The 23,015-nt window shown below is 71.3% G+C and carries 22 protein-coding genes; 10 read left to right on the top strand and 12 right to left on the bottom strand.

Going from position 1 to position 23,015, the window contains the following annotated elements; all coding sequences use genetic code 11:
- Window positions 1-43: 43 nt before the first annotated feature.
- From OG963_RS10500 to OG963_RS10490, 3 genes are all read right to left on the bottom strand, one after another.
- Window positions 44-322 (bottom strand): hypothetical protein, encoded by a 279-nt coding sequence (locus OG963_RS10500; RefSeq protein WP_093778907.1) that lies wholly within the window; start codon window positions 320-322, stop codon window positions 44-46.
- A 254-nt stretch (window positions 323-576) separates the two neighbouring features.
- Entirely contained in the window at window positions 577-849 is a 273-nt protein-coding gene (locus tag OG963_RS10495; RefSeq protein ID WP_093778909.1) for a hypothetical protein, read from the bottom strand.
- Between the two features lie 1,073 nt (window positions 850-1,922).
- Window positions 1,923-2,258 (bottom strand): DUF6204 family protein, encoded by a 336-nt coding sequence (locus OG963_RS10490; protein WP_030916319.1) that lies wholly within the window; start codon window positions 2,256-2,258, stop codon window positions 1,923-1,925.
- A 213-nt stretch (window positions 2,259-2,471) separates the two neighbouring features.
- Between OG963_RS10490 and OG963_RS10485 the strand changes: the two genes are divergently transcribed.
- The gene (locus OG963_RS10485; protein ID WP_093931065.1) at window positions 2,472-4,442 is read left to right on the top strand and encodes a DUF5107 domain-containing protein; all 1,971 of its coding nucleotides are present in this window, start codon (window positions 2,472-2,474) and stop codon (window positions 4,440-4,442) included.
- Between the two features lie 101 nt (window positions 4,443-4,543).
- On the opposite strand, the gene OG963_RS10480 is transcribed toward OG963_RS10485, so the two are convergent.
- The 3 genes from OG963_RS10480 to OG963_RS10470 all read right to left on the bottom strand — a co-directional run bounded on the left by OG963_RS10480 (window position 4,544) and on the right by OG963_RS10470 (window position 7,392).
- A complete protein-coding gene (locus OG963_RS10480; protein WP_030916314.1) occupies window positions 4,544-4,897 on the bottom strand; it encodes a VOC family protein in 354 nt (117 codons plus the stop codon).
- A 63-nt stretch (window positions 4,898-4,960) separates the two neighbouring features.
- Window positions 4,961-5,770 carry a class I SAM-dependent methyltransferase gene (locus OG963_RS10475; RefSeq protein WP_093778913.1) on the bottom strand — a complete coding sequence of 270 codons (810 nt, stop codon included), beginning with the start codon at window positions 5,768-5,770 and terminating at the stop codon, window positions 4,961-4,963.
- A 116-nt stretch (window positions 5,771-5,886) separates the two neighbouring features.
- Window positions 5,887-7,392, bottom strand: coding sequence for a bifunctional phosphatase PAP2/diacylglycerol kinase family protein (locus OG963_RS10470; RefSeq protein ID WP_371798799.1), 1,506 nt, complete (start codon window positions 7,390-7,392; stop codon window positions 5,887-5,889).
- Between the two features lie 81 nt (window positions 7,393-7,473).
- Here OG963_RS10470 and OG963_RS10465 point away from each other — a divergent pair, with 81 nt between their 5' ends.
- From OG963_RS10465 to OG963_RS10455, 3 genes are all read left to right on the top strand, one after another.
- The gene (locus OG963_RS10465) at window positions 7,474-8,079 is read left to right on the top strand and encodes a TIGR03086 family metal-binding protein (protein WP_093778917.1); all 606 of its coding nucleotides are present in this window, start codon (window positions 7,474-7,476) and stop codon (window positions 8,077-8,079) included.
- Between the two features lie 136 nt (window positions 8,080-8,215).
- On the top strand, window positions 8,216-8,989 hold the full coding sequence (locus OG963_RS10460; protein WP_030916301.1) for an IclR family transcriptional regulator: 774 nt from the start codon (window positions 8,216-8,218) through the stop codon (window positions 8,987-8,989).
- A 5-nt stretch (window positions 8,990-8,994) separates the two neighbouring features.
- Entirely contained in the window at window positions 8,995-9,837 is an 843-nt protein-coding gene (locus OG963_RS10455) for an SMP-30/gluconolactonase/LRE family protein (RefSeq protein WP_093778919.1), read from the top strand.
- Between the two features lie 50 nt (window positions 9,838-9,887).
- Here the strand turns inward: OG963_RS10455 and OG963_RS10450 are convergent, their stop codons facing one another.
- The 3 genes from OG963_RS10450 to OG963_RS10440 all read right to left on the bottom strand — a co-directional run bounded on the left by OG963_RS10450 (window position 9,888) and on the right by OG963_RS10440 (window position 13,124).
- A complete protein-coding gene (locus tag OG963_RS10450) occupies window positions 9,888-10,850 on the bottom strand; it encodes a hypothetical protein (RefSeq protein ID WP_093778921.1) in 963 nt (320 codons plus the stop codon).
- Between the two features lie 100 nt (window positions 10,851-10,950).
- Window positions 10,951-11,973, bottom strand: coding sequence for a zinc-binding dehydrogenase (locus OG963_RS10445; RefSeq protein WP_093778923.1), 1,023 nt, complete (start codon window positions 11,971-11,973; stop codon window positions 10,951-10,953).
- Window positions 11,970-13,124 carry a mandelate racemase/muconate lactonizing enzyme family protein gene (locus OG963_RS10440; protein ID WP_093778925.1) on the bottom strand — a complete coding sequence of 385 codons (1,155 nt, stop codon included), beginning with the start codon at window positions 13,122-13,124 and terminating at the stop codon, window positions 11,970-11,972. The genes OG963_RS10445 and OG963_RS10440 overlap by 4 nt, the downstream gene beginning before the upstream one ends.
- Window positions 13,125-13,384: 260 nt before the next feature.
- Between OG963_RS10440 and OG963_RS10435 the strand changes: the two genes are divergently transcribed.
- On the top strand, window positions 13,385-14,668 hold the full coding sequence (locus OG963_RS10435; RefSeq protein ID WP_371798798.1) for an aminotransferase class I/II-fold pyridoxal phosphate-dependent enzyme: 1,284 nt from the start codon (window positions 13,385-13,387) through the stop codon (window positions 14,666-14,668).
- A 119-nt stretch (window positions 14,669-14,787) separates the two neighbouring features.
- On the top strand, window positions 14,788-15,867 hold the full coding sequence (locus OG963_RS10430; RefSeq protein WP_093778927.1) for an MBL fold metallo-hydrolase: 1,080 nt from the start codon (window positions 14,788-14,790) through the stop codon (window positions 15,865-15,867).
- On the opposite strand, the gene OG963_RS10425 is transcribed toward OG963_RS10430, so the two are convergent.
- The 3 genes from OG963_RS10425 to OG963_RS10415 all read right to left on the bottom strand — a co-directional run bounded on the left by OG963_RS10425 (window position 15,857) and on the right by OG963_RS10415 (window position 18,823).
- Complete coding sequence (locus OG963_RS10425; protein ID WP_371798797.1) at window positions 15,857-16,477, bottom strand: DedA family protein; 621 nt, start codon at window positions 16,475-16,477, stop codon at window positions 15,857-15,859. The genes OG963_RS10430 and OG963_RS10425 overlap by 11 nt on opposite strands.
- Entirely contained in the window at window positions 16,474-17,256 is a 783-nt protein-coding gene (locus OG963_RS10420) for an MBL fold metallo-hydrolase (protein WP_030916278.1), read from the bottom strand. The genes OG963_RS10425 and OG963_RS10420 overlap by 4 nt, the downstream gene beginning before the upstream one ends.
- A gap of 115 nt (window positions 17,257-17,371) precedes the next feature.
- Entirely contained in the window at window positions 17,372-18,823 is a 1,452-nt protein-coding gene (locus OG963_RS10415; RefSeq protein WP_319740594.1) for a PucR family transcriptional regulator, read from the bottom strand.
- Between the two features lie 103 nt (window positions 18,824-18,926).
- Between OG963_RS10415 and OG963_RS10410 the strand changes: the two genes are divergently transcribed.
- The 4 genes from OG963_RS10410 (at window position 18,927) to OG963_RS10395 (ending at window position 22,994) form a co-directional block, all read left to right on the top strand.
- Window positions 18,927-20,465, top strand: a complete 1,539-nt coding sequence (locus OG963_RS10410) for a cytosine permease (RefSeq protein ID WP_371798796.1) — start codon at window positions 18,927-18,929, stop codon at window positions 20,463-20,465.
- A 31-nt stretch (window positions 20,466-20,496) separates the two neighbouring features.
- Complete coding sequence (locus OG963_RS10405; protein ID WP_093778933.1) at window positions 20,497-20,907, top strand: nuclear transport factor 2 family protein; 411 nt, start codon at window positions 20,497-20,499, stop codon at window positions 20,905-20,907.
- A 77-nt stretch (window positions 20,908-20,984) separates the two neighbouring features.
- Entirely contained in the window at window positions 20,985-22,424 is a 1,440-nt protein-coding gene (locus OG963_RS10400; RefSeq protein WP_093778935.1) for a gamma-aminobutyraldehyde dehydrogenase, read from the top strand.
- A 156-nt stretch (window positions 22,425-22,580) separates the two neighbouring features.
- Window positions 22,581-22,994 carry a hypothetical protein gene (locus OG963_RS10395; RefSeq protein WP_030916264.1) on the top strand — a complete coding sequence of 138 codons (414 nt, stop codon included), beginning with the start codon at window positions 22,581-22,583 and terminating at the stop codon, window positions 22,992-22,994.
- The last annotated feature ends 21 nt before the right edge of the window (window positions 22,995-23,015 follow it).

Genomic DNA, 23,015 nt, shown 5'->3' with positions numbered 1-23,015 from the left:
TCTCGATGGCTGCGTCAAGGAGCTCAGCCGGCTCTGGGTCTGGTCAGCCTTCGGTGTCTGCGGCCTCGGTGAGCAGGTCCATGACGTGGTTGTGGAACCGGCGTTCGGCGTCGCGGCATGGGGCATTGAAGAAGGCTTGCTGAGCTTCGGCAAGATCGCAGTTCAACAGGTGCATGGTCACGAACACGGCTTCCACGCCGTGGCACCCGTTGTCTTTGAGGAACTGCTGGAGTGCGTCCGTGTCGCCGGTTGTCTCCCAGATGGGCCGGGCCGTTTCCTGCATGGCTGCGATGCGTGCTGATCGTTTTGCGTCGAAGCCCATCGGCCCCGCCTTCCTGGTTCGGGCCGCATGCTACCGCCGGGTGGGTGGGGTGCGCTGGCCCGTTTGAGGGGCTTGGGCGACGGGTGGACCGAGGGTGCAGGGGCTGCCGTCATCGACTACGGTGGCCGCCCCGCGGCGGCTTCGGCTTGCTGCGGAGGCGATTTGGTCGGTGGGCGTGGACGGCGGTTGCTGTACTTCGCTGTTGTACGGCCAGAGCCCAACAGGCCGATGCGGGAACGTCGCACCGGCGCGGTTCAGTCGCGCCAGATGGAGACCAGGCGCGCTGTCGTAGCCAGTACCAGCGCCGCCGCAAGGAGATACAGGCCAAGGCGTTCTTCGGGCACCACCGGTGACCACACCCGCCACGCCGAGTGGCTGTAGCTGTCGGTGTCCGGGGAGGATCCGTAAAGGAGGACGGAGAACCTGGGTGCGGTACGGCTGCGCACCCACAGTAGAGCGCCTATGGCGGCGCAGGTTGCGGCTGTCGCATACAAGGCCGTGGCGGTGCGCGGGACCTGTCTGTTCACGGGGCTCTTCCTCGTCTCCGTCGCTGTGGTGTCCAGATCCTCTCGCCGCCCACACCGGTCACGTCACGGCAGGGTCGTGTCGAGCGCCCGTGAGGGTAGCCCACCCGCTCATCACCGCCGACAGCACGACGTGAATGTGTGGCCTCATCCTCATCGGGTCAATCGCGGACAGTCCGGCACCAGTGGTTCGGCCTGAGACGCCTTCGTTCTTGGCTCGCTGAGATTCAGCCTGGTCCGGCGCTGTCCGCCTCTGTCGGTGTCAGCTGCTGATGTCAGGCATGACCGACCTGTTGACAGAGCTGCTGTCGGTGAAGCGGACTGTCCAGCCTTGTCGATGAGTTTCGCGACCACGCCCTCGAAACGGGTGTTCACCAAAGACGATGTCACCTACGTCGAGACCGAGAGGCTCGACGACGGCCGTGTCGTACCGGCGGGCGCGTGCGGGTCGTGGGAAGGCGTGCGCCGAGTGCCGCCGACGTGGTGTCAGGCTGCGGGCTCGTGCGGGCTGACCGGCCGTCGCCGATGTCCGGGGCGTGAACGTCGCGGGACCGAATCTCCTTCGGCACTCCTCTCGACGTACCACCCACCGCACCTTGCCCGGTAACGCGTCCGCTCACCTTCCGCGCGGCAACCGATTGTCGGACCCCTGGTCACGACGTCGCACATGACGACAGTGAGCGCCCCGCCGGCGGACGGACCCTCGCCGAGGGGCTGGGGCCACCCGATCCACAAGGCGCGGGACGTCACGACTCTCCGCTGCTGGGCCCCAGCACGCACATACACCTTCGGATCGTCCGATGCGACCCGCACTCGCCACCGTTGCGATCCCCCCGATGTACGTGACGAACCGGCTCCCTCCCAACACCTCACCGATGGCGAAGCGCCTGTCCGCCAGGTGGAGCGCCCCGTCAAAGACCCTGGTGAACGAGGGATCGGAGGCAATGCGCTCGCCGTAGTCCCGCAACAGCCACACCTTGATCAGAACTGCCTGTGCCTGTCCACGGACAATGACGTGTGCGTCGGAGGAACTCATGCTGCGACCCTCGGTGTGGTGTCGCGCCGCGAGCCGCCGCTCAGCGCCCCTTGTAGTTGATTTTCATTGTGTCCATGTCCGTCGCGGTGGAACGCAGGCGCCCGTGGCCGTACCCGTGCTCCTTCAGCGTCGTTTCCGCCCGGTCCTCGGCGATCGCGGATGCCATCTCTTCGCCGTCCTCGGCGTCCGACACGACCACGTACCGGAAGCTGAAGTGCTTGAGCACCGTGTCGTAGGTGAGCGAACCCTCCTCGGTGAACTGCATGGCCTCCAGGCCGTGCTGCTCCACCTCGGCCAGCAGACGGGCGCGGGCCTCGTCCGTGAGGCCCTCCCAGGTGCCGCGCACGATCACTCGGTAGGTGTGCTGGGTGCTCATCCCGTTCTGCCGCCTCTGTCGCATGAACCGTTGGGGAGCAAGGCTACGACGGCGAGGACGGGACGCACGCGGAATATTGCCGCCGTCGACGCCGGTGGCGGCCTTTGCCGAAGTCTGACGGCGACGCCCCTGGTCGGGGCGGCTTCGAGAGTGTTCCATGGTCATCGGGGGCGCCCGGACCTGCGGCGGCCCGCGCGAGGGAGCGAGGTTGCTTTGGCCACGACCGTACGACGTGCCGTACTGACTCTGCCCGCCGCACCGCTGGGCCCGGAGAACCCGCTGCCCGCGCTGCGGCCGCTCGACGAGATGCATGTCGTCGACGACCGTGACCGGGCCGGGCTGCCGCGTGACATGGCGCGGCAGATCGGCTACGAGCCGCTGACCACCGTCCTGCCTGTGCGCATTCTCGACGGGTACGGGCGCGAGCGGACCCCCACCGGTCTGGACGCGATCGTCATCGAGAACGACCGGCTCCGGGCCACCGTCCTGCCCGGGCTCGGCGGCCGGATCCACTCCCTTCACCACAAGCCGACCGGCCGGGAGCTGCTCTACACCAACCCCGTCCTGCAGCCTGCCGACTTCGCCCTCAACGGCGCCTGGTTCTCCGGCGGCATCGAGTGGAACATCGGCGCGACCGGCCACACCACGCTGTCCTGCGCCCCGGTGCACGCCGCCCGCGTCACCGCGCCCGACGGCGGTGAAATGGTCCGTCTCTGGGAGTGGGAGCGGCTGCGCGACCTGCCGTTCCAGGTGGACCTGTGGCTGCCGGAGGACTCCGACTTCCTCCACGTCGGGGTACGGATACGCAATCCGCACGAGCACACCGCGCCCGTCTACTGGTGGTCCAACATCGCCGTCCCCGAGGGCGCGCGGTCACGGGTCCTCGCCCCGGCCGACGAGGCCTGGCACTTCGGCTACGAGCGGACCCTCACCCGGGTGCCCGTGCCGGAGACCGGCTCCGTCGACCGTACGTACCCGCTGCGCAGCGACTTCCCCGCCGACTACTTCTACGAGGTGCCCGACGGCACCCGCCGCTGGATCGCCTCCCTCGACGAGGACGGTCACGGACTCGTCCAGACCTCCACCGACACGCTGCGCGGCCGCAAGCTCTTCCTCTGGGGGAGCGGGCCCGGCGGGCGACGGTGGCAGCAGTGGCTCACCGAACCCGGCACCGTCGGCTACGCGGAGATCCAGGCCGGACTCGCCCGTACCCAGTTGGAGCACATCCCGCTAGAACCGGGCGCCGAGTTCAGCTGGCTGGAGTCGTACGGACCGCTGACCGCCGACCCGGGCGTCGTGCACGGCGACGACTGGGCCGCGGCCCGCGCCGAGACCGAGCAGCGCCTCGCCGAAGCCCTGCCGCGCGCCGACGTCGACGCCGCGTACGCGGTCTGGCGCCCGCACGCGGACACCGAGCCCGGCGAGTCCCTCGCCACCGGCTCCGGCTGGGGCGCCCTCGAAGTCCGGCGCGGCAAGTACCGGCTCCCGGGCACACCGTTCGCCGAGTCCACCCTCGGTGAACAGCAGGCACCCTGGCTGCACCTGCTCGACCAGGGCGCCTTCCCCGAGCCGCGCCGCGTGACGCCGCCCGGACCCTCGCTCGTCTCCGCGCACTGGCGCGACATGCTGGAGACGGCATCCGCCGAACCTCTCACCGAGTACCACCTCGGCGTCGCCCAGTGGCACGCCGGTGACCGCGCCCAGGCGGTCCGCAGCTGGGAGCGCGGTCTGGCCCTTGCCCCGTCCCGCTGGCCGCTGCTGCGCTGTCTGGCGGTCGCCGCCCAGGAGGGCGGCCAGCGGAACAGGGCCGCCGACCACTACGCCGAGGCGTTCGAGGACCTCTGCGCGGAACGCCGGGACGACGGCGAGGCGTGGACCGCCGCCACCACGGCCCTTGGCCATGAGGCGATAGAGGCGTTGCTGGCGGCCGGGCGGACCGACGAGGCCCGAACGGTCTGGGACGGGCTGCGCCCGGCGATCCGGCAGCGCGGCCGGTTCCGCCTGCTGGAGGCCCGGCTCCTGCTTGCCGAGGGCGACCGTGGGGCCGCCCGTGCCGTCTTCGACGAGGGCTTCGAGGTCGCGGACCTGCGGGAGGGGGCGGAGATCCTGGACGAGGTCTGGTCGGCGCTCACCGACGAACCACTGCCCGAGGCGTACAACTACCGGATGCGCCCGCGGAGTTGACCGGACGCTCGCCGGAGTGAGCGGCCCACGTGCGAACCGGCCGGTGAGGTGCCGGTGCGCGTGGGCAGGGAGCGACGTCAGGAGTTGCGGAACCTGCCGGATCAGGCCGGCAGGTTCCGATCGACGTACTCGAAGACCGAGCCGTCCGGATGGACCGCGATCAGGTTCCGGCCGACCGGGGTCGGTACCGGGCCCGCGAGTATCCGGGCGCCGACGCGGGTGAGCGACTCGTACGCGTCGTCGACGTTCTTCACCGCGATCGTCGCCGTCACCTTGCGCAGGATCTCCAGTTCCGACTCGGGGCCACTCATCAGCAGAAAGCAGCTGATGGCGGCGACCGAGACACCGCCGCGCTCGAAGCGCAGCGCCGGACTGGCCGTGAGGTCCTCGTAGAAGGCCACCGCGGCCTCCAGGTCGTCGACGCAGATGCGCAGCGTGGTTCCCAGAATTTCCATGCGGAACAGGGTAGTTGGCGGCGAAGCGTCCCGTGATCGATTCCCGTGGCCGGCCCGGCTGCGTCAGGCGCGGCAGAGCACTTCGCCGTGCGGCACCATGAACCATGCGTCCTCCTGCTCACCCCAGGTGTGCCAGGCCGCCGCGATGTCGTTCAGTTGTGCGGTGGTCGCATGGCCACCGTCCACGGCCAGCTTCGCGTACACCGAGCCGACCGTACGGTCCGCCCACAGCCCGCTCCACCAGACCCGGTTCTCCGGCGTGGCGAAACACCAGGCGGCGGCCGACGGGGTGATGTCGGTGAAGCCGGCCTGCCGGGCCCAGCAGAGCAGCCGCCGGCCTGCGTCCGGCTCCCCGCCATTGGCGCGGGCCACCCGCCTGTACAGCTCCAGCCACGCGTCCATGACCGGCGCTTCGGGGTACCAGGCCATCGCCGCGTAGTCGCTGTCGCGGGCCGCGACGATGCCGCCGGGGCGGCAGACCCTCCGCATCTCGCGGAGCGCCTGCACCGGGTCGCCCACATGTTGCAGTACCTGGTGGGCGTGCACGATGTCGAAGGAGTCGTCGGGGAAGTCCAGGTCGTGCACATCGGCGGTGGCGAACTCGATGTTTTCCAGGCCGCGTCGGGCGGCGACCTCGGCGGCCCGGTCCAGGATCTCCCCGGAGGTGTCGACGGCGGTCACCCGGCCGGGGGCGACCAGCGCCGCCAGATCCGCGGTGATGGTGCCCGGACCGCAGCCGACGTCCAGCACCGCCATGCCCGGCCGGAGTTCGCCGATCAGATAGGCCGCCGAGTTGGCGGCGGTGCGCCAGCGGTGCGAGCGCAGCACCGACTCGTGGTGGCCGTGGGTGTAGACGGCGGTCTCCTTCGGCATGGCTGTGCGTCCTCTCTCGGAGCGTGATGCGAAGCGCTGGGCGTGGCACCAACGGTACGCCGAGATGTCGGATCGTGAGATTGGCGTCTTGTTATGTGGACGACGACGATGATGACTCACACGGGCATCGGGCAGTAGACGGTCAGCGCCTCGGGAAGCTTGTCGATGACCAACTCCCTCTGGCTGTGCGCTACTTCGCCGTCGTACGCATAGGGCGTTCCCGGGGCCAGGCCGGCGATCCGCACCCTGCGGAGCCGTACCGCCGCATGAACGGGGGAGCGGGTCAACGGGCCCGCTACCGCAGCCGCGAGGAGGCGAAGACCGGGTGTGCGGCCGCCGTGCACCGCCCGGACGTCCAGCAGTCCGTCCGCGAGGTTGTGGCGTCGGCCCGGTGCCGGACCCACTCGCCGGAACAGACCGTTGCCCACGAACAACAGCCACAACGGCCGTCGCTCTCCCTGTAGCTCGGCCTCCAGCGGGCGATCGCCGCGCAATACGTGGAGCGCAGCCAGGACGCCTGCCGGCCAGCCGCCGATACGCGGTGCCCAGTGCTCGCGGGTCCGTACCAGCTCCGGATAGGCACCCAGGCTGAAGGCGTTGAGGAAATAGCCCGGCGCGCCGGTCGGCCCGTCCGGCCCCGGCCGGAAGCGGCCGAGGTCCACCCGTACCGCATCGCCCGCCGCCAGCGCGGCACACACGTCGTCCACCGTCTCGATGCCCAGGTCGTAGGCGAAGTGGTTGAGGGTTCCGCCGGGGAACACCGCGAGCGGCACGCGGTGCGCGGCGGCGACGGCAGCGGCGCTGTTGACCGTGCCGTCGCCCCCGCAGATCCCGAGCGCGCGGCCCCGTCCGGCGGCCTTCTCCAGTTCGGTGGAGAGCTCGCCGGGCGCGCACTCCACCACCTCGGCGAGCGGCAGCGAGTCGCGCACCAGCGAGGCCGTGGCCGTCGCCGAGCCGGACTCCTGGTTGACGACGACCACCAGGCCCCGGCCGCCCGGCAGAGCGGGCGCATGGGCGGGAGGTCTGCCCGGTGCGGGCAGCTGTCCTCGCGTCGGTACGACACCGCGCAGCGCGAACGCGGCTCCTATGCCGAGCGCCGCACCGGCCACCACATCACTCGGATAGTGGACCCCCGTATAGACGCGCGAGGCGGCGACCGCCAGCGCGAGCGGGGCGACCGCCGCACCCCAGCCCTTCGATTCGAGGGCGACACCCGTCGCGAAGGCCGCCGCCGACGCGGCATGCCCGGACGGGAAGGAGGTGGTGAACGGCTGGCGCGTGAGCCGCCGTATCACCGGCACGGCGTCCAGTACCGGCCGCTCCCTGCGCACCGCACCCTTCCCCACGGTATTGATCGCGGCCGAGGCCACAGCCAGCGAGACCACCCCGCGGAGCGCGGCGCGCCGGGCCCGGGCGCTGCCGCCCAGTGCGGCCATGCCCGCCGCGGCGCCGAACCACAGGAGCCCGTGATCGGCGCTGCGGCTCAGCCGTGGCAGTACGGGGCCGGCGCCCGGCCAGTGCCGGCCGGCCACGCTACGGAAGACGGCGAGATCGCCCCGGTGCAGCCAGGTGCGGAGTCCGGTGGGCGAGGGGGCTGAGGACGCGTTGCTCGGAGACGACATGGGACTGCGGATACCCTTTTCGGCCGCGCCGAAGCAGCAGACGTGCTCGCGCGCGGCTCTCCGGACGGAGACAGTGGTCACATGGCATCTCACACCCCCTCCGCCCGCGCCCTGCTCGACCGGCACGCCGAGGCGCTCCGGCTCTTCACGGACCGGGTGCATGCCGTGCGGGACGACCAGTGGTCCGCATCGACGCCGTGCACCGAGTGGTCCGTCCGAGATCTGGTCACCCATCTCACGACCGAGCAGCTGTGGGTCCCGTCGCTGCTGACGGAGGGACGTACCGTCGCGGAGGTCGGTGACGCCTTCGACGGCGATGTGCTCGGCGACGACCCGGTCACCGTGTGGGACCGTGCGGCAGCAGAGGCCCGCAAGGCGTTCGAGGCCCCCGGAGTGCTGAAGCGGACCGTGAACCTCTCGTACGGGGACAGCGCCGCCGACGCCTACTGCGCGCAGATGGTCAGCGACGCGGTGGTCCACTCCTGGGACCTCTCCCGGGCCATCGGCGCCGACGAACGGCTGCCGGAGGATCTCGTCGAGTTCACCCGGCGCGAGGTCGGGCCGTACGTGCAGAGCCTGTCGCAGACCGGCCTGTTCGCCCCGCCGGTCAAGACCGGGAAGGGCGCGGACCCACAGACCGAGCTGCTCGCCCTGCTCGGGCGGCAGGTCCGACAAAAGAGGCAGTAAACGGAGCAGATCGACGCATCGGTGGGGCGTCGGGGTGGGTCGGCGGCATTGCCGTCGCAAGTGCGCTGCGACTAGCCTGTGTTCGCGATTCCGGCCAATGGTCGGAGTGTCGAACGCGAGAGGTGGGTGCACAACCATGGGGCGACTCGTCCCTGCGGTGACCAGAGCCCTGGACGTACTCGAACTCTTCCTCCACGGCGACGGAACGCTCTCCGCGCCCGAGGTCACCCGCAAGCTCCAGCTGCCGCGCACCACCGTCCACGAACTGCTGACCACCCTCGCCGCCCGCTCGTACCTGGTGGCGCTCCCCGACCAGCCCGGCCGCTACCGCCTCGGTGTCCGCACCTATCAGCTCGGCAGCCGGTACGCCGAGCAGCTCGACCTCGCCGCCGAGGGGCAGCAGGTGGCCCGCGAGGTCGCCGAGACCTGTGGCGAGACGGTCCATGTGGCGATCCTGGAGGACACCGACGTCATCTATATCGCCAAGGTGGACTCCACCCATGCGGTACGGATGGTCTCGGCGGCCGGACGCAGACTGCCCGCCCACTGCACCTCTGTCGGCAAGATGCTGCTCGCCACCCTGCCCGACCGGGAGCTCGACGCCCGGCTGGACGGCCGCGAACTCACCGGCATGACCCCCAACAGCATCACGGACCCTGCCGAGTTGCGGACCGTGCTCACCGGCGTGCGGGAGCGGGGCGTCGCGATGGAGCACCGTGAGTCCAATCCGGATGTGAGCTGCGTGGCGGCTCCGGTGCGGGACCGGGCGGGCCGGGTCGTCGCCGCGCTCTCCATCTCCGTACCGATGATCCGCTGGAGCGAGAAGCGCGAGCAGGAGCTGGCGGTCCTCGCGGCGGACGGCGCCGACGCCCTCTCCGCCCGACTCGGACACCACCGGAGGGAGCAGTGAGCGCGATGCGCCTCGACGTGGCGGTGCGGGAGCGGGCCGAGCTCGGTGAGGGCCCGACCTGGGACCCGGCGACCGGTCGGCTGATCTGGGTCGACATCCTCTCCGCCCGAGTCCACACGTACAACCCGGTGAGCGGCCACCGCACGGTCATGGCCACCGAGCAGCATGTCGGAGCGGCGAAGCCGCGTGCGGGTGGCGGGCTGGTCGTCAATCTGCGCGACGGCATCGGACTCTACGACCCCGACGGCGCCTTCCGCTGGCTGGTGCACGACCCCGAGCCCGGTCGGCGTGGCAACGATGCGGCCGTGGCGCCCGACGGGGCGCTGTGGGCGGGCACCATGCGCTACAACGAGGCGGAGACCGGCGGCAGCCTGGCCCGCATCGCGCCCGACGGCACGGTAACTCCGGTGCTGCCCGTGGTGGCCTGCAGCAATGGCATCGGGTGGAGCCCGGACGGGCGGCTCATGTACTACATCGACACCCCGACGCGGCGCATCGACGTCTTCGACTACGACGGCCGGCGCGCCCTGAACCGGCGGCCGTTCGCGACGGTCGAGGAGGGTGCGGGCTTCCCCGACGGGCTGACGGTCGACGCCGACGGATGCGTATGGGTCGCCCTGTGGGACGGAGGGGCGCTGCGTCGCTACACGGCCGGTGGCGCGCTGGACCGGACCGTCGCACTGCCGGTGCGGCGCCCGACGGCCTGTGCCTTCGGCGGTACGGACCTGCGCGACCTCTACATATCCACGGCCCGGACAGGGCTCGCCGCCCCGCACCCGCTGTCCGGTTCGCTGTTGGTGCTGCCGGGCGCGGGGCAAGGGATGCCGGGGACAGCCTTCGCGGGCTGAGGCGGGCGAGGGACGTTCGAGGAAGGCGACCTCGATGCGCGCACTGCCCGCTAATCGCTCGTGAAGCGGCGCAGCGGGCCGGGCAGCCGGGAGCCGAGTGGCGACATGTTCGTGCCGGCGCCGTGCCGGGCCAGCAGGTCGAGGGCCAGCCGCCCCCGACGCACCCGCTCGCGGGCCGTGTCCAGCGCGACGTCACGCAGATGCGCGCCGTACGGATAGATGCCGGGCGCCCTGGACAGGCCGAACTTGAGATAGATGGGGGCGCCGCGGCGGATCAGCTCGGCGGCCTCGTACATCCGCACATAGCCACCGAGGTCGTCCGGCGCCTCGATGTACAGGTCCATCGGTGCGCCCGACACCCTTCGGATCTCGGTGAAATGAGCAAGTGTCAGGTCTGACGGAATGTTGATCGAGTCGGCGCCGAGCCGCTCGTGGACCGCGAATGAGGCCGGGTTCACCGGCCCGATGAGTGCCGACACCTTGAACGTCGTATCGGCGGGCAGCACGCCCCGCGTACGCAGCCGGTGCAGTGTCCAGAGCACCCCTTCGTCGGCGACGAGCAGGCATTTCACACCCAACTCGGACGCTCGTAGGGCGTCTTCGACACAGCCGGCCAGCGCGTCATGGCCGCGGGCGCGCAGCCCCGCGCCGCCCGAGTCGGTACGGGTGGAGGCGCCCGTGTCCCAGCTTCCGCGCGGTCCGGTGAACAGGCAGAGCTCGATACCGCGTTCGGCGCAGCCCTCGATCATCTCGGTGATCTCGGCGTCGCTGAGCATCCAGATGCCGCTCCCCTGGCTGATCCGATGGATCGGTACGTCGAGACGGGAGGACTCCTTGAGGACGACGGAGAGGGCCTCCGGGCCTTCGACGGACGGAACCTCGGTCCGCCAGGTGCCACCGTCGGGGAAGGCGTGCGGGGAGGTGTCGGCGGGGTCGGCGGCGGGCGCGCCCAGCCCGAGCGCGGTGAGCGCGGGCTCGCCGGGGCGACGGGCGGGGGAGTCGGACGAGGTCATGAGCGACCTTTCGTGTTCGAGATATCGGACGAGGTTCGGGTGGGCGGGTATGGGCTGCATCGGTGCATGGTGTGAGGAGAGCGATGGGGCCGACGGGGCTCTACGGGCGCAGCAGCACCTTGCCCGTCCCGGGACCGCCGCCGCCGACCAGTGCCACGGCATCGGCGAACCGCTCCAGCGGGAACTCATGCGTGATCAGCGCCGCCGGATCGAGCAGGCCGGCCGTGAACGCCCGCACCGCATAGGACCAGGCCGCCGATGGCGCCCCGAACACACTGCGCACGGTGAGCTGGCTCAGCGACAGATGCACCGGATCGATACCGGTGGCACCCGGCGCGAACATCCCCGTGAGCACCACCCGGCCGCCGCGCCGCGCCAGCAGGCAGGCGTCGGCGGCCGTGGACGGCGCGCCCGCCGTCTCCACGACCAGGTCGTAGCGGCCGTGCACCTCGGTGGCCTCTTTCGGGGTGCGGGCTTCGCTCGCCCCGAACGCCAGGGCCTGGCCCACCCGTTCGCCCCGCGGGTCGATCACCGTCAGCTCCCCGGGCGACATGGCGGAGAGCAGCTGCACGGCGAGCAGCCCGAGCGTCCCCGAGCCCACGACGGCGATGCGCTCACCCGGTTCGGGTGCCCCGGCCCGTACGGCCGCAGCGACCACCGCGGCCGGTTCCAGCAGGGCGGCGGCCCGCAGATCCGCGTCGTCGGCCAGCGGGTGCAACAGTCTCGCCGGGACCACGACATGGTCGGCGAACGCCCCCGGCCGGGTGAACCCCGTCTCGTCGTACCCGGCCGTGCACAGCGACGTCTCCCCGCTCCGGCACCGTTCGCATCTGCCGCAGGACCGGAAGCCCTCTGCGACCGTCCGGCGGCCGAGCAACGCCGGGTCGACGCCCGCACCCAGGGCGTCGACCACCCCGGACCACTCGTGGCCGGGCACCACCGGGTAGCGGACGTAGGCCGGGTCGCGATGGCCGTCGTACACCTCGCGGTCACTCATGCAGATCCCTGCCGCGGCGACCCGCACCCGGACCTCACCGGGACCGGGCTCGGGAACGGGCCCGCTGGTCAGCCGGTGCTCGCCGGGCCGCTCGACCGTGACCGACCGTGAGTGGGTGCTGCTCACTTGGGCTTCCTCCGCTCCCAGCCGTCCGCCCACAGATCGAACCGGGCCTGCTGCTGCGGGAATTCGGCGGCCGCGTCCACATCGAGCTCCACACCCAGGCCCGGAGCATGGGAGAGCTCGAAGCAGCCGGTTGCGGGGTCCACCTGCGGGGCGCCCTTGACGACCTTCTTGATGTCCGCGTCCGCGAAGTCGTTGAAGTGTTCGAGGATCTTGAAGTTGGGTGTACAGCCCGCGAGTTGGAGACTGGCAGCGGTCAGCACCGAGCCGCCCACATTGTGCGGAGCGATCAGTGTGTAGTGGGTCTCGGCAGTCGCGGCGAGCTTGCGGGTCTCCAGGATGCCGCCGATGTGGCCGACGTCCGGCTGGATGATGTCGGCAGCCTGCGACTCGAAGAGCTCGCGGAACTCGGTCCGGTCATGGATGCGTTCGCCGGTCGCGATCGGCAGATCGACCTTGCCGGCGACCTTGCTCAGCGCCTTGAGGTTCTCCGGCGGTACCGGTTCCTCCAGCCAGGCCGGACGGAACGGTGCCATCTCGTGCGCGATCCGTACGGCGGTCGACGGGCTGAACCGGCCGTGCATCTCCAGCATCAGCTCGGCGTCGGGGCCGATGGCGTCCCGTACCGCCTCGATCAGCGACACCGCGTACCGGGTCTCCTGCTGACCCAGTTCGAAGTGGCCGGTCCCGAACGGGTCGATCTTCAGGGCGCGGTATCCGCGCTCGACGACGGCCCGCGCGGCCTTGTGGTACGCCTCCGGGGTGCGCTCGGTGGTGTACCAGCCGTTCGCGTACGCCTTGACCCGTTCGGTGACCTTTCCGCCGAGCAGCTGCCAGACGGGGACGCCGAGTGCCTTGCCCTTGATGTCCCAGCAGGCCATCTCGACGACCGCGATGCCGGACATCACGATCTCTCCGGCCCGCCCGTAGTCGCCGTACTTCATCCGGCGTACGAGGTCCTCCACGGCGAACGGGTCGGATCCGGCGATGTGGTTGGTCTCCGCCTCGCGCAGGTAGCCGATCAGTGCGTCGGTGCGGCCGAGCATCCGGGTCTCGCCGACACCGGTGAGGCCCTCGTCCGTATGGACCTGGACGTAGGTGAGGTTGCGCCAGGGGGTGCCGACGACGTGTGTGCTGATTCCGGTGATGCGCACGGGAGTTGCCCCTCGACGTGTTCGATATTTCGTCACTCGTTCGAAATTCTGGCGTGACCGTAATGACGCGGTGGGTCGAGTGTCAATGGGGCCGTCAGGTCCCGGTGCCATTCCCGGTCGGGAGGGTGCTGCCGACCGGCCCGGCCGCCGGGCCGTGGACGGTGTGTCGCCCGGCCGGGCAAGCGGTGTCGCTCAAACCTCCGTATAAAGGGCCCTGGGAACGAGACAGGGTGACGGAGCGACAGCGAAGGAGGCCCGGGATGGCGCGGGAGCGGGCCGGGCAGGACAGGGATGGGGGACCGGCCGGAGGCGGCGCCGGGCGGGCCGCCGCCCGAACCCTTCGGGAGGACCGCGGGCCCGTTCGGTACGGGCCGCCCGCACCCGACCCCGGGCTGCCCGTGCTGCCCGAACTGGCCGACGTGCTCGCCGCCGCTGCCGGGCGCAGCGAGCCCGAACCGACCGGCGGCGGCAAAGCCCTGCGCGAGGCCGCCGCCGCCTACTGGATCCGGCGCGGACTGCGCGGCGGACCGGAGCACATCGCCGCCGCCCCCGGCGCCTCACCCCTGCTGCTCGCCCTGATCGCCGCGCACGGCGGCGATGTCCTCATGCCGCGCCCCTGTCCCCCCACCTGGATCCCGCAGGCCCGGCTGCTGGGCCGGCCGGCCTACCATGTGCCGACCCCGGCCGAGTGCGGTGGCGTGCCCGATCCGTACGCGCTCCTCGAGACCGTACGCAGAGTGCGCGCCGAGGGCGGTCGGCCCCGGCTCCTGCTGATCTCCGTCGTCGACGACCCGACCGCCACCGTCGCCCCGCCGGAACTGGTACGCGAGGCGTGTGAGGCAGCGGTCGCCGAGGGGATGCACATCGTCAGTGACGAGACCTGGCGCGACACACTGCACCGGCCGCACGACACGGTGCTGCTCAGCCCCGCCGAGATGTGCCCCGAGGACGTCACCGTCGTCAGTGATCTGGCCGGTGCGCTGACTCCGTCCGCCTGGCCGGTCGCGGTCGCCAGATTCCCGGACACCGAGCGGGCGGCGGCGCGCCACGCCCGTACCCTCGACATCCTCACCGCGCTCGGCGCCCTCGTCGCGGGCCCGGTGGCCGCCGCGGCCGCCCACGCGCTGCGTGAACCGGAGACCGTCACGGCGCGGGTCCGGCTGGCCGCCGGACTGCAGGCGCAGGTCGCAGCCGCGGCCCACCGGGCGGTGCTCGCCTCGGGGGCGCTGGCCAGACCCCCGCAGGCCGGTCGTCATCTATACGCCGACCTCGGCCCTCTCCGGTCCCGGCTGGCCACCCGGGGTGTCACGGACTCGCTGGAACTGGAGGAGTACCTCACCGAACGCCTCGGTGCCTCCACCCCGGGAGGACACCGCTTCGGCGACGAACTGGGTGCGCTGCGGGTGCGGCTGGGTACCGGACCGCTGCTCGGCTCGACCCCGGAGCAGCAGATGGAGTCCCTCACTGCGGTGGAGCCCCTTGAATTGCCGCACGTCGCGCGAGCGCTGAACATTTTTGCAGCAGCGCTCGGCGAACTCCGCTGACGACGGCATACCCGACGGACCACCCGACGGCCTGCGCGACGCTGCACGCGCGCCCGTACCCGTGCCGCCGCACCCGCGACGACCCACTCGACGACGCACTCCGAGACGGGAGTCCCTCGATGACGGAACAGACCGAGCGCTCCCTCGACGGTCCAGCGCGCCCGGCCCCCGTCGGCCGGATCGTGTCACCGCGTCCGCTCGGTGAGGTGAGGGTCTGGCCCGACACGTTCGCCGACCGGCTCACCGCCCCGCTGCCGGGCGTCAGGAGCATGTCCAGACTTGCCTATGAGCGCGCCGTGCGGCCCGACGCGGAGGGACTGCGTGGTGTCGGTCGGCTCCCGTACGCCCCCGAACCGCTGCCCGACACCGACGCGGGTACGACCACCGTGACGTGGGTCGGACACGCCAGCTGGATCGTCCGGACCGCCGGGCTGACCATCCTCACCGACCCCGTCTGGTCCCGCCGCATCCTCGGCACACCCGCCAGGATCACGCCCGTCGGCGTTCGCTGGGAGGATCTGCCGACCGTCGACGCGGTGGTCATCAGTCACAACCACTACGACCACCTCGACGCCCCCACCCTGCGCAGACTGCCGCAGGACACCCCGCTCTTCGTCCCCGCGGGCCTCGGCCGTTGGTTCCGTCGCCGACGCTTCTCCTGCGTCACCGAACTCGACTGGTGGGAGTCGGCGGTGCTGAACGGTGTCCGCTTCGACTTCGTGCCCTCCCACCACTGGTCGAAGCGGACCCTCACCGACACCTGCCGCTCCCTGTGGGGCGGATGGATCATCAACGGCATCGGCGGTGCCGACGGACAACGGGTGTACTTCGCCGGGGACAGCGGCTACGGGCACTGGTTCACGGAGATCGGCCGCCGCCACCCCGGGATCGACCTGGCCCTGCTGCCGATCGGTGCGTACGAACCGCGCTGGTGGCTCGGTGACGTACACACCGATCCGGAGGAGGCCGTGCAGGCGTACGAGGATCTCGGCGCGCGCGCGATGGCGCCGATGCACTGGGCGACGTTCCTGCTCTCCGCGGAGCCCGTACTCGAACCGCTCACCCGGCTCCGTACCGCCTGGCAGCGGGCCGGCCATCCGCGCGAAAGCCTCTGGGACCTGCCGATCGGTGGCTCCCGGGTGCTGGACGGGGCCCGCACCCCGCGCTCACCGCAGCCACCCCAGGGCGTCAGCGGCTGAACCGGTCCCGCGCCCTGCGCCACAGCGCGGGCACCCCGCTGATCAGCAGCGTCAGACCGACCGCCGCGACCACGCCCTGCCACGGCTCGGGAAACAGCGAACCGCCCAGAATGCCGATCAGCTGGTACGTCGCCGCCCACGCCAGACAGGCCGGCACATCCCCCCGGGCGAACCGGCGCATCGGCATCCGGCCCAGCAGGCACGCCAGCATCACCGGAATCCGCCCGGCCGGCACCAGCCGTGACAGCACGAGCACCACCGAACCGTGCTCGTCCAGCTTCTGCTGCGCCTGGGCCAGGCGCTCCGGCGCCGCGCGGTCCCTGATCGTCCGCAGCCACTTCGAACCGTTCCTGGACCGCACCCCGCGCTGCCCCAGCCAGTACAGACAGACGTCCCCGAGGAACGCCGCCGAGGACGCCACCCCGAACACCACCAGCAGCGCGAACGGGTCCGTCTGATGGAACGCCACCACCGCGGCCGAACTCACCAGCGCCCCGGTCGGCACCACCGGCACCAGAGCCCCCAGCGCCACCAGCAGGAACAGGGACGGATAGCCGACGGCCTGCTGCGTCGACTCAGGGGGCAGCTGCCCCACCACCTCCTGGATCACCTGGCGGCCTCCGGCCGCACATGCTCCCCGTGGGCCAGCCGGTGCACCGTCACGTCCGGTGCCAGCAGAGCCGCCTTACGGACGAACTCGTCGCCCGGTGAGTGGAACTCGTGGGGCCGGATCCCGTCCATCCCGATCGGCCAGTACGTGCCGTAGTGCACCGGCACGGCCGATCGCGGCGCCAGCCGGGCCAGGGCCTGGGCCGCGCGGCCCGCGTCCAGATGGCTGTGGCCCAGATACGGGCCCCAGCCGCCGACCGGCAGCAGCGCCACGTCGACCGGGCCGACCGCCTCCGCCATCTCGTCGAACAGCCCGGTGTCCCCGGCGAAGTACGTGCGCGCCTCGCCCTCGACGACATAACCCAGCGCGGGCGAACGGTGCGGGCCCACCGGCAGCCGCCGCCCGTCGTGCTGTGCGGGGACGGCCCGTATCCGCACGCCGCCGACCCGCACCTCGTCCCCGGCCGCCACCTCGGTGATCCGCAGCCCCCGCACCCGGCGCAGCATCCGCAGCCCCGGTACGGAACGGACGGCGCCGAGCGGAACGATCAGCCGGCTGCCGGGCGCGAGGCGGGCAAGCGACGGCAGATGCAGATGGTCGGAGTGCAGATGGGAGATGAGGACGATGTCGGCGACCGTGGCCTCGGGGCCCGGGAGCGCCCCGCGGCGGCGCCGCAGGTGGGCCAGGCGGCGCACGAAGAGGGGGTCGGTCAGGACGCGGACTCCGGAGTCCTCGATGGTGCAGGTGGCATGACCCCACCAGGTGACTTCCACCGGCACCGTCCGCCTCCTCGCCCGTGGTTCCCGCTGTCCGTTCCTGGCCATGAGCGTAATGCCGGAGCCGGGGAGGCGGCCGGGCGCGTCCGGCCGCCGCTGTGCCCGCGACAGTGAGATCTCAGTCCGTGAGCCCCAGCGCACCCGCCGCCTGGATCGCCAGCCACACCTCCGCCAGCGCTCCCGTGGACGACAGATCGCGGTCGGTCAGCGCGCCGAACCGCCGCAGCCGGTAGGTGAGGGTGTTGGGGTGGATGTGGAGGGCTGCCGCGGCCGCATCCGTGCGGCGGTCACGCTCCATCCAGGTGCGGGCGGAGACCAGCAGCTGCGAGTCGTGCGCCTCGTCGTAACGCAGTACCGCGCCGAGGACATGCTCGACCAGCGCGGTCAGCACCGCCGGGTCGTCGGGCAGCCAGCGGCCCATCGAATCGTCCCCGTAACGGATCACCGGGCGACCCGACTCGACGGCCTTCGAGACCGCCCAGAGAGCCTCGCGCTGCGCCACCCGCAGTGCGGCGCCCGGCAGGAACGGACGGCTCATCCCCGCCGCCACGTCCGGCAGATCACCGATCCGGTCGGCCAACTGCGGCGCACCCAGCACATAGCGGTCCTCGCCCCAGGTGAGCAGGAGATGCGGATGGTCCTGGAGACACCGCAGCAATGCCTCGTCCGTGGTCCGCCGGACCACGATCAGCACGGTGTCGCCCTCGATCGCGTGCCGGGCGAGCCTGCGCCGGGCCGCCTCGGGGTCGAGGACCTCCTGCAACAGCTCGGCGAGGGTCTCCGCACCCTCCCGGCGGAGCGTCTCGCGTTCGTTGCGCACCATCGCCACCCGCAGGGCCGCCACCGTGGCGATGTGCTGGACGACGGCGAGCCCGGCCGGCTGGGCGCCCTCCCGTTCGTAGGCGACGAGGAACCCCGCCGGGCCGCCGGGCGCCGGAACGGGCAGCACGAACCCGCCGGGCACGGTCGGCGGAGCGTCGACGGAGGCGGGCAGGACGCCCGGATCGGGCACGGGCACGCCGGGCAGAAGGGGGCGCCCCTGCGGCGTGCAGAGGTAGACCTCGTACCCCGAGAGACGTTCGAGGCGGCGCAGCAGCGTCGGCGTGTCGAGGTCCTCCGCGACCAGCCAGCGCAGCGAACCGAAGACCTGCAGCTGGGCGCCGAGCCGGTGCCGGGCATCCTCCTGTACCGACGCGGCGACCTCCTGGGACACCGCGATGAACGGAACGGCGAGCGGCACCTCGAGGACCGGGAACCCACGCTCCTCGGCGGCCCGGAAGAAGGCGTCGTGCAACGGGGGCATGTGCAGCTGCGCCGAGAGGGCCAGTGCGGACACCCCGGCGTCGTCCAGCCGCTCCAGATACGCGCGCTGTCCGGCCGCGGTACGCGGCATCGCCAGGCCCGTGGTCATGATCACCTCGGCGCCGAGGAGCCAGGGTGTCGGATCGTCCAGCTCGCTCGCGTGCGCCCAGGAGACCGAGCGGCCCAGACCACTGCTGCCCGCCTTCACGGTGAGCTGGAGCGCGGGGTATGCGAGGAGATCCTCAACGGTGAGTTTGTCGCTGGCCACAGACAACAGGGTAGCCCTTTGTGATTTTCACAATTGCCGCCCACGGTTCGGCACCACAGACTGAGGGGCCAGTCCCCGTGCATGAACAGTAGGTGGAGCGTCCGTGACTTCCTCGATCACCGAAGTCGAGACCAACGGGGTCGAACGGATACCCGAGGCGGACCGCACCGCCCGCCCGCTCGACCTCTTCCGGCTCGCCTTCGGCGGCGCCAACACCTTCGCCACCTGTGTACTCGGCGCGTTCCCGATCCTCTTCGGGCTCTCCTTCTGGCAGGGCCTGGCGGCAACCGTCCTGGGTCTGCTCGTCGGCGCCCTGCTGCTCGCCCCGATGGCGCTCTTCGGCCCGGCCAACGGCACCAACAACGCCGTCTCCTCCTCCGCCCACCTGGGCGTGCACGGCAGGATCGTCGGCTCGTTCCTCTCGCTGCTCACCGCGGTCGCGTTCTTCTCGATCTCCGTGTGGTCCTCCGGTGACGCACTCGTCGGCGGAGCCCACCGGCTCGCCGGTCTCCCCGAGTCCGACGTGAGCTACGGCGTCGCCTACGCGATCTTCGCCGGACTGGTGCTCGTCGTCTGTGTCTACGGCTTCCGGTTCATGCTGCTGGTCAACAAGATCGCGGTCGTCGCCGCCTCGGCGCTCTTCGTCCTGGGCGCCTTCGCCTTCGCCGGAGATTTCGACCCGGGGTACGCGGGAGCCTTCGCTTCGACCGCCGACCCGCTCTTCTGGCCGGCCTTCATCGGCTCCGCGCTGATCGTCCTGTCCAACCCGGTCTCGTTCGGCGCCTTCCTCGGCGACTGGTCCCGCTACATCCCGACCGCTACGCCGCGCCACCGGGTCATGGGCGCCGCGTTCCTCGCCCAGATCGCCACCCTGCTGCCGTTCCTCTTCGGCCTGGCCACCGCCTCGATCATCGCCGCCAAGGCCGCGAAATACGTCGACCCCGCCGCCCCCAACTACGTCGGCGGACTGCTCGCCATCTCGCCCGGCTGGTACTTCCTGCCGCTCTGCCTGATCGCCCTCATCGGCGGTCTCTCCACCGGCACGACCGCGCTGTACGGCACCGGGCTCGACGTCTCCAGCGTGTTCACGCGCTTCAGCCGGGTCCAGTCGACGTTCTTCATCGGGGCCCTGTCGATCGCCTTCATCTTCGTCGGCCGGTTCGCGCTCAACCTCGCGCAGTCCATCTCCACCTTCGCGACCCTGATCATCACGTGCACGGCCCCGTGGATGATCGTCATGGCTCTCGGCTACCTCACCCGGCGCGGCTGGTACGACGCGGACGCCCTCCAGGTCTTCAACCGCCGCCAGACCGGTGGACGCTACTGGTTCAACCACGGCTGGAACTGGCGCGGCATGTCCACCTGGGTCATCTCCGCCGTCGTGGCGCTCCTCTTCACCAACCTGCCCGGCCAGTTCGTCGGCCCGCTCGGCGACCTGGCGAACGGCGCGGACATCTCCCTGCCGGTCGGCCTCGCCCTGGCGGCCGTGCTCTACCTCGCCCTGCTCACCGTGTTCCCGGAGCCGCGCGGGGTGTACGGGCCGGACGGCCCCAGGCTCGTCCGGGCGTCGGACACCGAGGTCCCGCCGATCACTGGCGGTCCGCAGGAGCCCCTCACCGCCGAACCCGCCGCCGCTCACTGAGCGCCCGCCCCGCCGTCACCAGGAGCCACCCATGAGCACGTCCGAGAGCACCCCCGTCCAGGAGATCCAGGCTGCCGCCGACGCGCTCGTCGCCGCCTTCGCCGAGGGGCGCCTCGACGACTACTTCGGCTCCTTCGCCCCGGACGCCACCTTCGTCTTCCACTCCACGCCGCAGCGGCTCGCCTCCACGGCCGAATACCGCGCGCTGTGGCAGCAGTGGGTGGCCGAGGACGACTTCCGGATCCTGGGCTGCACCTCCACCGGACAGCTGATCCAGCACCTCGGTTCCACCGCCGTGTTCAGCCACGACGTCGAGACCAGGATCGCCACCCGGGCCGGCGAGGAGACCCTCCACGAGCGGGAGACGATCGTCTTCGCCCGCGCCGAGGACGGCAGCTGGCCCGCCGTCCACGAGCACCTGTCCGCCCGCACCACCGCCTGACGAGGCGTTTCGCGGGTGCGGCCACCCCGACCGGGGCGCATCCGTGACGCCGACCGACCACGAGAGAGACCGGTTCCATGAGCACCACGTTCCGCAATTACATCGACGGCGCCTTCGCCGACGCCTCGGACGGCCGCACGCTCGATGTCGTGGACCCCAGCACCGGCGACGTCTATGCCACCTCCCCGCTCTCCGGTGCCGCGGACGTCGACGCGGCGATGACGGCCGCCGCTGCCGCGTTCCCCGTATGGCGCGACACCACGCCCTCCGTACGGCAGCTGGCCCTGCTGAAGATCGCCGACGCGATGGAGGCGCGGGCCGACGAGCTGGTGGCGGCGGAGAGCCGGGACACCGGCAAGCCGCTCCACCTCACCCGCAGCGAGGAACTGGCCCCGGCCATCGACCAGGTCCGCTTCTTCGCGGGTGCCGCCCGGATGCTCGAAGGCCGCTCGGCCGGCGAGTACATGGAGGGGATGACCTCGATCATCCGCCGCGAGCCGGTCGGCGTCTGCGCACAGGTCGCGCCGTGGAACTATCCGCTGCTGATGGCGGTCTGGAAGTTCGCACCCGCGCTCGCCGCGGGCAACGCGGTGGTCCTCAAGCCCTCGGACACCACCCCGGCCTCCACCGTGCTGATCGCCGAGATCATCGGCGGCGTGCTGGAGGAGCTGGAGCTGCCCCGCGGCATCTTCAACGTCATCTGCGGCGACCGTGAGACCGGCCGGCTGATGGTCGAGCACCCGACCCCGGCGATGGCCTCCATCACCGGTTCCGTCCGGGCGGGCATCCAGGTCGCGCAGAGCGCGGCCAAGGACGTCAAGCGGGTCCACCTGGAGCTCGGCGGCAAGGCGCCGGCCGTCGTCTTCGAGGACGCGGACCTGGAGAAGGCGGTCGAGGACCTGATCGTCGGCGGCTTCTTCAACGCCGGTCAGGACTGCACGGCCGCCACCCGCGTCCTCGTCCACGAGTCGGTCCACGACGAGTTCGTCAGCGCGCTCGCGAAGGCCGCCGCCGACACGAAGACGGGTCGGCCGGACGACGAGGACGTGCTGTACGGACCGCTCAACAACGCAGGTCAGCTGGCCCAGGTCAGCGGCTTCATCGACCGGCTCCCGGAGCACGCCAAGGTCGAGGCCGGCGGCCACCGGGTCGGCGACAAGGGCTACTTCTACGCCCCGACCGTCGTCTCCGGCCTGCGCCAGGACGACGAGATCGTCCAGAACGAGGTCTTCGGCCCCGTCATGACCGTCCAGTCGTTCACCGACGAGGCCCAGGCGGTCGCGTACGCCAACGGCGTCGACTACGCCCTCGCCTCCTCCGTATGGACCAAGGACCACGCACGGGCGATGCGGATGTCCAAGAACCTCGACTTCGGGTGCGTGTGGATCAACACGCACATGGCGCTCGTCGCCGAGATGCCGCACGGCGGCTACAAGCAGTCGGGTTACGGCAAAGACCTCTCCGCGTACGGCTTCGAGGACTACACGCGCATCAAGCACGTCATGACGTCGCTCTGACGCCCTCTCCCCCCGCCGCCCCCGCCCCGGCTTCCGCCCGGCGCGTGGGCGGCGGCGCGCGCTCCCGCCCCGCACGCCTCCCGTCCTGACATGCGCCTTTTTGTACGAGTGTCGGAGGGGTAGGGTCGCGGTACGCCTAGCACGGGGGGAACGCCCATGGGGGACGTACGGGACGTACGGGTGGCGGCGATCGCCAGTCTCACACCGCTCGAGGAGCTCGACAGCGACCCGTTCCTCGTGGACACCCGCAGCCAGCACGTCATGTGCGCCCGGTGGGCCGCGGACAAGGGCTATGTCGTCACCCGCGAGCTGCGTTTCTACGGCCTGCGCCCCGACCACCACGCACTGTGGACGGATGTCGAGGCCGGTGACGTCGAACTGTTCGTGGCCCCCAACGACCGAGTCCTCGCCAAGGCGCTGACGTCGGTGCCGCAGTTCGCCGCGGAGTGCGAGCGGCGCGGCGTACGGCTGGAGTTCGCCGGTCTCGACGAGCCTTCGTACAGCAGCCGCACGAAGGCGAGCGTGCATCGCAGGCTCTCCATGCCGACCGCCGGTTACGACGGCTGCTGACCGCCGACCGGTGCTCCGCGC

It is taken from the genome of Streptomyces sp. NBC_01707, from assembly GCF_041438805.1.
Classification (GTDB): domain Bacteria; phylum Actinomycetota; class Actinomycetes; order Streptomycetales; family Streptomycetaceae; genus Streptomyces.
The sequence above is the reverse complement of the archived record's forward strand: the minus strand, read 5'-3'. Positions and strand labels throughout refer to the sequence as shown.

Coding starts and splice junctions, on each gene's coding strand:
- OG963_RS10435 (WP_371798798.1), top strand. CDS start 13,385: ATGGCGCGGGAGCGGGCCGGGCAGGACAGGGATGGGGGACCGGCCGGA.
- OG963_RS10475 (WP_093778913.1), bottom strand. CDS start 5,770: ATGCCGAAGGAGACCGCCGTCTACACCCACGGCCACCACGAGTCGGTG.
- OG963_RS10500 (WP_093778907.1), bottom strand. CDS start 322: ATGGGCTTCGACGCAAAACGATCAGCACGCATCGCAGCCATGCAGGAA.
- OG963_RS10480 (WP_030916314.1), bottom strand. CDS start 4,897: ATGGAAATTCTGGGAACCACGCTGCGCATCTGCGTCGACGACCTGGAG.
- OG963_RS10470 (WP_371798799.1), bottom strand. CDS start 7,392: ATGTCGTCTCCGAGCAACGCGTCCTCAGCCCCCTCGCCCACCGGACTC.
- OG963_RS10460 (WP_030916301.1), top strand. CDS start 8,216: ATGGGGCGACTCGTCCCTGCGGTGACCAGAGCCCTGGACGTACTCGAA.
- OG963_RS10430 (WP_093778927.1), top strand. CDS start 14,788: ATGACGGAACAGACCGAGCGCTCCCTCGACGGTCCAGCGCGCCCGGCC.
- OG963_RS10395 (WP_030916264.1), top strand. CDS start 22,581: ATGGGGGACGTACGGGACGTACGGGTGGCGGCGATCGCCAGTCTCACA.
- OG963_RS10465 (WP_093778917.1), top strand. CDS start 7,474: ATGGCATCTCACACCCCCTCCGCCCGCGCCCTGCTCGACCGGCACGCC.
- OG963_RS10490 (WP_030916319.1), bottom strand. CDS start 2,258: ATGAGCACCCAGCACACCTACCGAGTGATCGTGCGCGGCACCTGGGAG.
- OG963_RS10450 (WP_093778921.1), bottom strand. CDS start 10,850: ATGACCTCGTCCGACTCCCCCGCCCGTCGCCCCGGCGAGCCCGCGCTC.
- OG963_RS10455 (WP_093778919.1), top strand. CDS start 8,995: ATGCGCCTCGACGTGGCGGTGCGGGAGCGGGCCGAGCTCGGTGAGGGC.
- OG963_RS10400 (WP_093778935.1), top strand. CDS start 20,985: ATGAGCACCACGTTCCGCAATTACATCGACGGCGCCTTCGCCGACGCC.
- OG963_RS10405 (WP_093778933.1), top strand. CDS start 20,497: ATGAGCACGTCCGAGAGCACCCCCGTCCAGGAGATCCAGGCTGCCGCC.